Source organism: Nonomuraea diastatica (genome assembly GCF_004349015.1).
Taxonomy (GTDB): domain Bacteria; phylum Actinomycetota; class Actinomycetes; order Streptosporangiales; family Streptosporangiaceae; genus Nonomuraea; species Nonomuraea diastatica.
The window spans coordinates 1-9,872 of sequence record NZ_SMKP01000279.1; the positions used below are offsets into that span (position 1 = coordinate 1).

9 protein-coding genes and 1 pseudogene are annotated in these 9,872 nt (G+C 67.6%); 3 read left to right on the forward strand and 7 right to left on the reverse strand.

The genetic code is table 11. From position 1 onward, the window contains the following. Positions 1–82: 82 nt before the first annotated feature. Positions 83–1,975: a DEAD/DEAH box helicase gene (locus E1294_RS48945; protein ID WP_132519223.1), complete on the reverse strand. Its 1,893-nt coding sequence runs from the start codon at positions 1,973–1,975 to the stop codon at positions 83–85. A gap of 352 nt (positions 1,976–2,327) precedes the next feature. Between E1294_RS48945 and E1294_RS48950 the strand changes: the two genes are divergently transcribed. Next, positions 2,328–2,972: a ferritin-like fold-containing protein gene (locus E1294_RS48950; protein ID WP_132519226.1), complete on the forward strand. Its 645-nt coding sequence runs from the start codon at positions 2,328–2,330 to the stop codon at positions 2,970–2,972. A 360-nt stretch (positions 2,973–3,332) separates the two neighbouring features. Here E1294_RS48950 and E1294_RS48960 read toward each other — a convergent pair whose 3' ends face one another. From E1294_RS48960 to ligD (E1294_RS48980), 5 genes are all read right to left on the reverse strand, one after another. Continuing rightward, on the reverse strand, positions 3,333–3,563 hold the full coding sequence (locus E1294_RS48960) for a DUF3107 domain-containing protein (RefSeq protein WP_132519229.1): 231 nt from the start codon (positions 3,561–3,563) through the stop codon (positions 3,333–3,335). A gap of 90 nt (positions 3,564–3,653) precedes the next feature. Then, positions 3,654–4,274, reverse strand: coding sequence for a TetR/AcrR family transcriptional regulator (locus E1294_RS48965; protein WP_165959625.1), 621 nt, complete (start codon positions 4,272–4,274; stop codon positions 3,654–3,656). A 122-nt stretch (positions 4,275–4,396) separates the two neighbouring features. Beyond that, positions 4,397–4,609: a hypothetical protein gene (locus tag E1294_RS48970; protein ID WP_246083828.1), complete on the reverse strand. Its 213-nt coding sequence runs from the start codon at positions 4,607–4,609 to the stop codon at positions 4,397–4,399. A 33-nt stretch (positions 4,610–4,642) separates the two neighbouring features. Further along, complete coding sequence (gene ligD / locus E1294_RS48975) at positions 4,643–5,515, reverse strand: non-homologous end-joining DNA ligase (RefSeq protein ID WP_132519232.1); 873 nt, start codon at positions 5,513–5,515, stop codon at positions 4,643–4,645. Then, on the reverse strand, positions 5,512–6,354 hold the full coding sequence (gene ligD, locus E1294_RS48980; protein ID WP_246083829.1) for a non-homologous end-joining DNA ligase: 843 nt from the start codon (positions 6,352–6,354) through the stop codon (positions 5,512–5,514). The genes ligD (E1294_RS48975) and ligD (E1294_RS48980) overlap by 4 nt, the downstream gene beginning before the upstream one ends. 120 nt (positions 6,355–6,474) lie before the next feature. On the opposite strand from ligD (E1294_RS48980), the gene ku reads away from it, so the two are divergent. Further along, positions 6,475–7,341, forward strand: coding sequence for a non-homologous end joining protein Ku (gene ku, locus E1294_RS48985; RefSeq protein WP_132519238.1), 867 nt, complete (start codon positions 6,475–6,477; stop codon positions 7,339–7,341). 282 nt (positions 7,342–7,623) lie between these two features. Beyond that, a pseudogene (locus E1294_RS48990) lies at positions 7,624–8,087 on the forward strand (transposase family protein); the annotation flags it as partial. A gap of 75 nt (positions 8,088–8,162) precedes the next feature. On the opposite strand, the gene E1294_RS48995 reads toward E1294_RS48990, so the two are convergent. Further along, positions 8,163–8,609, reverse strand: a complete 447-nt coding sequence (locus E1294_RS48995; RefSeq protein WP_132519241.1) for a nuclear transport factor 2 family protein — start codon at positions 8,607–8,609, stop codon at positions 8,163–8,165. Positions 8,610–9,872: the final 1,263 nt, after the last annotated feature.

Sequence of the window (9,872 nt, forward strand, 5' to 3'; positions counted from 1 at the left end):
CCGTGAGGAGCCCTTACGGCCGTCGCTCCGGCATATGAAAGGCGCGCACCCGCTCGGGGTGCGCGCCTCTGTCGCTGTCTCCTCAGCCGGCGCGGCGGCGGTTGCCGCCACCGTTGCCGCCACGCGACTGGCGCCGCTGCTGCTTGCGCTCGGTCGCCGCGGACGGGGCGATGTCGTCGTCGTCCGTGGCCAGATCGGGTGACTGGAAGATCACCGAGAACGGGCTCGGCGGGATGATGCGGTCGGGCTCCGTGCGCGCCGGTGGCAGCGGCGTCGACAGGAAGCTCGGCTCGGGCTCGGCTGCGGCCGGCGTCACCGGCGCAGGCCCGGATGTGGGCCCGGACGTGGGCCCGGAGATAGGCGCTGCCGCTGGGTCGGCCGCGGGAGCGACCGGTGCGGGCTCGGCGACGGCGCCGCGCTTCGAGCCGGTGTCGGGCCCGGTGTCGGGCCCGGTGTCGGGCCCGGTGTCGGGCCCTGCGTCGGCCTCGGGCTTGGCGGACCGGCGCGAGCGGGTGGGCTTCGCCGGCGCCTCCGGCGCCTCGGCCAGCGCCTGCTCGATCGCCGTGGACGCCGCCCCTCTGCGGGTGCGGCCCCGCTTCGGCTCGGCAGCCTGGATCTCGTCCGGCGAGAAGATGGCGGGAGTCTCCTCCGTCTTGGTCTTCACGGGCTCGACCTCCGGCGTCTCGGCGGCTGCGTTCTCCGCCAGCTCTCTGCCGCCGCGGGTGCGGCGGCGCTGGCGCGGCGTGCGGGCGGGGCGCTCCTCGCGCTCGTCGCGCTCGTCGCGGCGGCGGCCGCCGCGCCCGCGGATCCTGCCGGTCTCACCGAGGTCCTCGATGCGCTCCGCGGACAGCCCCGCACGCGAGCGGCTCGCGTGCGGGAGGACGCCCTTGGTGCCCTCGGGGATGTTGAGCTCGGTGTAGACGTGCGGCGAGGTGGAGTAGGTCTCCTCGGGCTCGGCGAAGTCGAGCCCGAGCATCTGGTTGATCATCTTCCAGCGGGTCAGCTCCTCCCACTCCACGAACGTGACCGAGATGCCCGTGCGCCCGGCCCGGCCGGTGCGGCCGATGCGGTGCACGTAGGTCTTGTCGTCGGTGGGGCAGTCGTAGTTGACCACGTGGGTGACGTCGTCGATGTCGATGCCGCGGGCGGCCACGTCGGTGGCCACCAGCACGTCGATCTTGCCGTTGCGGAACGCGCGCAGCGCCTGCTCGCGCTGGCCCTGACCGAGGTCGCCGTGCACGGCCGCGACCGCGAAGCCACGGGTGTCGAGCTGCTCGGCGACCATGTCGCAGGCCCGCTTGGTCTCGCAGAAGACCATGGTGAGCCCGCGGCCCTCCGCCTGCAGCAGCCGGCCGAGGATCTCGATCTTGTCCATGCGGTGGACGCGCCATACGAGCTGGCGGGTCAGTGGCGTGGTCTCGCCCTCACCGGTCTCGAACTCGGCGCGTACGTGTGTCGGGCGGTTGAGGTATTTGCGCGACAGCGCGACGATCTCGCCCGGCATGGTGGCCGAGAACAACATCGTCTGCCGCTGCGCCGGGATCAGCTTGAAGATCCGTTCGATGTCGGGCAGGAAGCCGAGGTCGAGCATCCGGTCGGCCTCGTCGAGCACGAGGGTGGTGACCTGGCTCAGGTCGAGGTGCTTCTGCTTGACCAGGTCGAGCAGGCGGCCGGGGGTGCCGACGATGACGTCGACCCCGGCCTTGAGCGCCTCGATCTGCGGCTCGTACGCTCGCCCGCCGTAAACGGTCAGAACCCGGGAGCCGAGCTTGCCCGCGGCGGTGACGAGGTCTTCGCTGACCTGGACGGCCAGCTCGCGGGTCGGTACGACGACCAGCCCGCGTGGCTTCTTGCGGTTTTTGCGCGGCTTGCCGATGCCTTGGAGCATGGCGATGCCGAACGCGTAGGTCTTTCCCGTGCCTGTGCGTGCCTGACCGATGAGGTCCTGGCCGCTCAGCGCGAGCGGGAGTGCCATTTCCTGGATGGGAAACGGTGCGACGATGCCCTCGGTCTCGAGGGCATCGGCGATCTCTGGTATGACTCCGAGGTCTCGGAAAGTCGTCAGCGTGGCCTGCCTCAGTCTCAAATGAAGGCGGGCCTGCCGGGACCGACGGGCGGAAAACAGCCCCCGTGTCGTGGGTCCGCGCGGTAGAGCCAGCCCTCTCGCGTCATCAGCGACCGCGCACCCGGGGAACGGGGGTCAATCGGGGGAAACCCCCCGAATTTACACAGTGCGGTCGCACTTTCACAGAGCAGTGTACTCGATAGCACAACGCTGACCGAGCTTGCGTATGTTCCCGAAGATTCCCCCAAGTACGCTGCCTTGCATGAAGGAGTCTCCTGGAGTCGTCGACCTGCTCGGTGTGCTGGCCTACGCGGAGTTGAGCGCCCACGCGCGGATGACCGAGGACGCCGCGTCTCTGGCGCCCTCTCTCGCCGACCGGGCGGCGCTCAGCGAGCTCGCCGTCACCGAATTCGCCCACTTCCGCCTGCTGCGCGACCGGCTGGCCGAACTGGGCGCCGATCCCGCCGAGGCGATGACGCCGTTCGTCGCGGCGCTGGACGCCTGGCACGCGCAGACCAGGCCGGCCGACTGGCTGCAGGCGCTGGTCAAGACGTACGTGGGAGACGGCATCGCGCTCGACTTCTACCGGGAGGCGGCCAGGCACCTCGACCCGTCGATCGCGAAGCTGGTCGACGAGGTGCTGGTGGACGAGGGCCGGTCGAAGTTCGCGGTCGAAGGGGTGCGAGCGGGCATCCGGGCCGACCCGGTGGCGAGCGGGCGGCTGGCGTTGTGGGCGCGACGGCTCGTCGGCGAGGCGCTGAGCCAGGGTCAGCAGGTGGCCTCGGCCAGACCGGAGCTGGCGCTGCTGCTGATGGAGTCGGCCGGCGAGGGGCACACGGACATATCCCGACTTTTTGCGAAGTTGACCGAGGCGCACAACAAGCGTATGGCGGCCATGGGCATCTGAGGCAGGCGCGTTGTCGGCATCGGGCGGCGCGCGGGCACACAACGGTTGTACCGTGCCAGACATGAGGGCCTCGCGCCGCTACGGCAGTATCTTGACGAGATGTGAGCCGGCCCGCTGGACACCGCGGGCGGTGCTGCGGAGACAGAGCGCGGCCTGCCCGGCCACGGAGCCCAGGCGAGATGCCGTGCCCCGGCCGCGCAGGCCCCGGGGTTGCCTGATCGGCCGGCCGCCCGCGCAGGGCTGAGCCGAGAGCCGGGCCAGGAAGAAACCGGGGCGGGCCCCGAGGGCATGGCGGAGCCGGTGCACGCCTGTGAGGAAAGGCGGGGCACGGCGCGTGCGCCGCACCCCGCTCGCCAGTCTCTAGAGCGTGCCGCCGAACCCGACCGGCCGCGACTCGTCCTCACCGATCTCGATGAACCCGAGTGAGGCGGTCGGCACGATGATGCGCCTGCCCTTGACGTCGGTCAGGGCGAACACGCCACGATCGACCGACAGCGCGTTTCTGATCTCCTCCTCCACCTGCTCTGCGGTGAGGTCGGTCTCGACAACGAGCTCGCGGTGCACGGAACGCACGCCGATCTTGATTTCCATCCTGGCTCCCTAGTCGACGGGGCTGGCTCACACCCCATGGTGGCCGTTCGTTCCGGCGAAAACCGCAGATGATCGCGCCCAGCGAACGGGTTATGCCGTACGCGGAAAACCGCTGATGCCGCGCCAGGCGAGCCGGGCCATGAGCTGCTCGGCCGCGTCCTTCGGGATCGAGCCGTGCGTGGTGACCCAGTAGCGGGCGCTCACCTCCGCCATGCCGACCAGGCCGACACCGAGCAGGTGCGCCTCGTCGCTGGTGCACCCGGTGTCCTCCTGGATGACCGCGCTGACCATCTCGGCGCACTCGCGCAGCGACCGCTCCACCCGCTGCCGCACCGGCGCGACGTTGCGCAGATCGGACTCGAAGACCAGGCGGAACGCCTCGCCCTGTGTGGAGACGAAGTCGAAGAACGCGCTGAACGTGGCCTGCACGCGCAGTTTGTTCTCCTGGGTGGAGGCCAGCGCCTCGCGGCAGCGGTTGACCATGTCGTCGACGTGGAGGTCGAGCAGCGCCAGATAGAGCTCGAGCTTGCCGGGGAAGTGCTGGTAGAGCACCGGCTTGCTGACGCCTGCCCGGTCGGCGATCTCGTCCATGGCGGCCGCGTGGTAGCCGTTCTCGACGAACACTTCCTGCGCGGCGCTCAGCAGCTGCCGGCGGCGGGCGAGTCGGGGCAGCCGGGTGCCCCGGGGCTTCGCGTCCGGGGTTGCGGTCACGCGGGTCTCCATAGGTCTCTCAGCGGGGCTGTGCGGACATCCTACGGGCGCGTCAACGAGCCCTCAGTGACAATTGGTCATCGACGAGCCGTCGTCGCACAGGTCATCGCCGTGGAGCCGGCTCAGCGATAGTCGTCATCGTCGAGTTCCACCACGCGGTCCTGGTCGGCCGCGTCGGCGGGATCGACGTCGAGCGGCAGCTCGCTGCGCAGCCTGCCGACGGGGCGGATCTCACGTTCCTGCTCGGCCGCGTCGGCCTCGGGCGTCTCGATCGAGAAACGCTCCTCTTCCTCTTCGTAGGTGCTCGCGTCCCCGCGTATGTCCATTTCTGACATGTCGGTCCCCCTCTTGGTGTGGACGCGTCCAGACTACGCCCGGCTGAAAAGGTCGCCGCGTTTCTCCACTCTGGCGAGTACGTCCGGCGCCGTGAACACCAGTTCCTCGGGACGCTCGCTGTCCTCGACCTCCTTCCACGACAGGGGTGTCGAGACCGTCGGCTGCTCCCTGGCCCGCAGCGAGTAGGGCGCCACGGTCGTCTTGGCCGGGTTGTTCTGGCTCCAGTCGATGAACACCTTGCCCGGCCTGGCCTTCTTCGCCATCACGCTGACGACCTCCTTGGGGTGCTCCTTCTCCAGGAGCTGTGCCAGCCGTTTGGCGAAGGCGGAGGGCTCCTCGCGGCAGTCCCAGTCGGCGTACAGCTGCATGCCCTTGTTGCCGCTGGTCTTCGGCACCGCGACGAGCCCTTCGCTCTTGAGCACCTCGCGGAGCATGAGCGCCACCCTGCAGCACTCGACGATCGTGGCGGGCGGGCCGGGGTCGAGGTCGAACACGAGCGTGTCGGGCGGCAGCGCCTCGCCGTCGTCGTCGACGCGCCACTGGGGCACGTGCAGTTCGAGCGCGGCCAGGTTGGCGTAGTAGACGAGCGTGGGCAGGTCCTCGACGACGGCGAAGTCGATGCTCTCGCGGTTCTTGGTGCTGCCGGGCGCGGGCAGGTTGACCCGCCTGACCCAGTCAGGGGTGTGGTCCGGGGCGTTCTTCTCGAAGAAGGACTGGCCGGTGACGCCGTTCGGGAACCGCTTGACGGTCAGGGGCCTGCCCGCGAGATGCGGCAGCAGGACAGGGGCGATGCGGCTGTAGTAGTCGATGATCTCGGCCTTGGTGAAGCCGTAGTCGGGATAGAGCACCTTGTCCAGGTTGCTCAGCGCCAGCTCGCGCCCGTCGACCTTGACCGGCACCTTCATGGCGTCACCTCCGAGGGGAACTTGTCGGGGCGCAGGCCGCGCCACACGGGGTGCCGCAGCCGCTGCTCGTCGGTCCACATCGTGTAAGCCACCTCCCCGACGAGATCAGGCCTAACCCACCGGTTCCGCCACGGAACCGCGTTGCAGAACGGGCTGCGCGCGACCTCCAGCGGACGCAGCGTCTCCTGGAGATCGTCCAGTACGGCGTCCGTGAACCCCGTGCCGACGTGCCCCACGTACGTCAGGCCGGCGCCGGTGAACACCCCCATGACCAGCGACCCGATCCCGCCGGACCGGCGGCCCTTGCCCGGCTTCCAGCCGCCGATCACGACCTCCCTGGTGCTCAGGTTCTTCACCTTGACCCACCACGGCGAGCGCGTGCCCGGCCGGTAGGGCGCGTCCAGCCGTTTGGCGACCACGCCCTCCAGACCCTGCTCGTACGTGGCCGACAGCAGGTCGGAGTCGCCCGGGAAGTACGGGGGCGCGCCGACGTCCAGCTCGTCGAGGAGCGCCCTGCGGTCGCTGTAGGGCAGGTCGAAGAGGGGCATGCCGTCGAGATAGAGCAGGTCGAACGGCATGTACGTGACGGGATACCGTTTCAGCATGGCCGGTTCGGGATCGGTCAGGTGCATCCGGTGCTGCAGCCGGACGAAGCTGGGCCTGCCCGTCGGATCCAGCGCCACGACCTCGCCGTCGATGATCGCGTTCTTGACCCCGAAGCCCGAAATTTCCGGATACCGCCGCGTGTACTCGACCCCATGCCGCCCCGTCACCCGTACGCCGTCCTCGATGTGGACGAGAGCCCGTATGCCATCCCACTTGACCTCAAGCCCGTACATGTCGCGATCGAAGGGGAGTTCACCGGGTACGGCCAGCATTGGTTCGACCGGGTATGGCATTGGTTGCCCCATGACGGGTATGTGCCCATCGGTGGGCCGTTGAGTGCTGAGGAGTTGCGTATGCGCAGCATCTGGAAAGGTGCGATCTCCTTTGGGCTGGTCACCATCCCGGTCAAGCTCTACTCGGCGACCGAGCAGAAGGACGTGACGTTCCACCAGGTGCATCGCGAGGACGGCGGGCGGATCCGGTACAAGCGCGTGTGCACGGTCGACGGCGAAGAAGTTCCCTACTCCGACATCGCCAAAGGGTATGAGCTGGCCTCCGGCGAGGTGGTCGTGCTGACCGACGAGGACTTCGAGGACCTGCCGCTCAGCAGCTCACGCCGGATCGACGTGCTCCAGTTCGCCCCCGCGGACCAGATCGACCCCATCTACTTCGCCAAGTCGTACTATCTGGAGCCCGACGCGCAGGGGGCGAAGCCGTACGTGCTGCTGCGCAACGCCCTGGAGAGCTCTGGCCAGGTGGCGGTGGTCAAAGTGGCCCTGCGCCAGCGGGAGTCGCTGGCCACGCTGAGGGTCAGGGACGGCATCTTCGTGCTGGAGACGATGCTCTGGCCCGACGAGATCCGCACACCCGACTTCCCCTTCCTGGAAGAAGACATCGAGGTACGCGCGCAGGAACTCAAGATGGCCGAGTCGCTGATCACCACCATGGAGTCCGACTTCGACCCGAGCGAATACCACGACACGTACCGCGAGGCCCTGCAGCAGGTCATCGAGGCGAAGGTGGCGGGCAAGGAGGTCGTCGCCGCTCGCGAGGAGGAAGAAGCCGGACCCGCGGTGGACCTCATGGCCGCGCTGAGGGCGAGCGTCGAGGCGGCCAAGAAGGAACGGGAAGGCGAACCTGCCAAGCAGAAGAGGGCGGGCGGCAAGGCGAAGGACGAGGACAAGGCCGCTTCCAAGCGCAAGACCCGCAAGTCCGCGTAGCGCCGCCCAGGCCCACGAGCCCGCCTGGGCGCGGAAGCCTGTTCGGAGGCCGGAATTTCGCCTCGAGACCGGCATCCGGTTCTCCGTTTCGATGCTTCGACGCAGGGATGCACCTGGGTGCAGGAGTCTGCTTCGACGCCGGGGATTCGCCCTGAGGCCGGGATGCGTCCCGACGTAGGATGGATGCCTCGACCTAGCAGCCGCCTCGACGCGGAGGCCGCCTCGGCATGGAGATCTGCCTCGATCTGGCGGTCCGCGCGGGGATCCTGATCGCTCCGGTCGCGGCAGGTGCGCCGAAGGCGGTGGTGGATGAGAGCAGGCTCCCGGCAAGACACCTACGCGCGGCTGGCCGCCGGCTTCGCTATCGGCACCACCACGGCCTGGCGCTACGTCCGCGAGACCGTCGACCTGGTGGCCGCTTTGGCCGAGGACGTGCATGCCGCCGTCGCCCGTGCCTCTCGACTGGCCTACGCCATCCTCGACGGCACGCTGATCCCCAATCGACCGTGTCGCCGATGAGCGGCCGTACTACAGCGGCAAACACCGGGACCACGGAATGAACGTCCACGTCCTGGCCGATTCCGTGGGTCGGCTGGTGTGAAGCTCGCCCGCGCTGCCCGGTGGCGCCCACGCTATGACCGCGGCCCGGGACGGTCGGTCTGATCGACGCCCTGACCAGCGCTGGCGTGACGACCTTTGCGGATAAGGGCTACCAGGGAGCGGGCGGCACGATCCGGACGCCGTTCAGTGCGACCGCGATCGTACAGGCCATCGTCGTCCTGCAACTCGTCGAAGAGGGCCGTTACTCAAGATGAAAGGGCTCACTGGTCGTCGGTTCTGTCGCCTCCCGCGTCCCCGAACACCATGCGATGCCCCTTGGCGGTGTCCATGTACTCGCGCACCCGATAGATCAGCCCGTCCCGCAGTTCGAAGATGAAGCAGTAGTCGTTGCCGTAGATGTTGCCGCCTGCCAGCGTGGCCTGCATGGTTTCCTCCACCACGACAACATCGCCGTCGGCGTAGAACCCGCGGAAATCCACCGCCACATCGGCGACGAACATGCGCGGGAAGTCAACAGTGAGGAAGTGAACAATGGCCTCCCTGCCCACCATGTGGTGCGTCGCGCCGAGCGCTACGGCGGTCGCGTTCCCGGACGGGGCCAGCCATTCCGCGTCCTGGGCGAAGAAGCTCGCGATCAAGTCCTTGTTCCGAGTCGAGAATGATCGCCATGCCCCCTGTACCAGCTCGCGGTTCCGTTCAGAGCTCATGCCGGGCAGCGTAGGCATCCTCCCCGCAAGGGCACCGGCGACATTCGGACATGGTCACCGGACAGCAGAGCCAGCCGGGGCAATGATCACGAGGGCCAGCGTGTCGACGCATCGTCTTCAAAGCCACGTCAGGCTGCGCCCTCTGATGACCTGCACCGCCAGGTTGGAAAAGCCTCAGTGATCAATTAGCGAATCGGACAAACCGGATAATTCATAGCATTTCATTGGATAAATGTTTAATAGAAGCAATAACATTGTTAATGCCTAGCAAAATGGGGCGATAGCTGTTTGTCTCCCTTCGTGGCGGAAATGACATTCCGTGGATGACTCTTCAGCAGCCGTCCAAGACTGTTTTCTGTTTATCGGGAAACGCGAGAACGGGGCAATCGATCCTTTAGGGGGAAAACGCAATGCCCAAGCTCAAGAGTGCTATCGCAGGCCTCGCCATCAGCACGGCCCTGACTGGCGGTGCGGTCGCCGTTGGTGCGGCGACGACCTCGTCCGCCGCTGGTGCCGCCACCCAGGTCAACACCGGCACATCCGTGGTCGCGGGTGGCTGCCATGGCTGGTGGCGCTGCGGATGGCGCCGTCACCACAACCACAGGACGCATGTGAGGGTGAAGGTCCACAACAGGAACCGCAACATCAACAGGTTCCCGCGTCCGACTCCGACTCCGACGATCACCGTCACCGCCACTCCTGCTCCTGCTCCTGAAGAGTAAGGTGACCCCGCCGGACGGCGCAGAAATGAGCAGTCGTCTTTCACATGCGGTCGCCGCTCGCGGGGAGCGGGAATTGGCCGGGTGAAATCTCTGCTCTCGGGACCGGCTCTGTGCATTTCTCGCACGGGCCGGTCCCGAGCTCCGTTTCGTCGCTTCTCCGCGGAAATTACTGGTGAGGGCTCTGCCGGCATCCGCCGCTGGGCCCTCGCTGCCGTTCTTGTAGATGGTTGGTCAAGAGCGGAAATTCATGACGCATGGCGTAATGGCCATGAGGATGCCTGTGGTCGGGAAAGGCTTGCTAATTCCAGTTAGTTGGACATTGTGCCGGATAGATGCAGGATACGGATGAGCCGTTAGCGGGGAATCCGTGCTGCTTCCCGGCATTCTGGTGTCTGCTGGTTATCCGGGAGCGCAGAGAACGGGGCAATCGATCCTTTAGGGGGAAAACGCAATGCCCAAGCTCAAAAGTGTTATCGCAGGCCTCGCCGTCAGCACGGCGCTGACTGGTGGCGTGGTCGCCGCGGGCGCGACCACGACCGCT

Excerpts from the sequence above, each read along its gene's own strand:
- E1294_RS48970 (WP_246083828.1), bottom strand. The coding sequence starts at position 4,609 with ATGTCAGAAATGGACATACGCGGGGACGCGAGCACCTACGAAGAGGAA.
- ku (WP_132519238.1), top strand. The coding sequence starts at position 6,475 with ATGCGCAGCATCTGGAAAGGTGCGATCTCCTTTGGGCTGGTCACCATC.
- E1294_RS48995 (WP_132519241.1), bottom strand. The coding sequence starts at position 8,609 with ATGAGCTCTGAACGGAACCGCGAGCTGGTACAGGGGGCATGGCGATCA.
- E1294_RS48960 (WP_132519229.1), bottom strand. The coding sequence starts at position 3,563 with ATGGAAATCAAGATCGGCGTGCGTTCCGTGCACCGCGAGCTCGTTGTC.
- E1294_RS48945 (WP_132519223.1), bottom strand. The coding sequence starts at position 1,975 with ATGGCACTCCCGCTCGCGCTGAGCGGCCAGGACCTCATCGGTCAGGCA.
- E1294_RS48950 (WP_132519226.1), top strand. The coding sequence starts at position 2,328 with ATGAAGGAGTCTCCTGGAGTCGTCGACCTGCTCGGTGTGCTGGCCTAC.
- ligD (WP_132519232.1), bottom strand. The coding sequence starts at position 5,515 with ATGAAGGTGCCGGTCAAGGTCGACGGGCGCGAGCTGGCGCTGAGCAAC.
- ligD (WP_246083829.1), bottom strand. The coding sequence starts at position 6,354 with ATGTACGGGCTTGAGGTCAAGTGGGATGGCATACGGGCTCTCGTCCAC.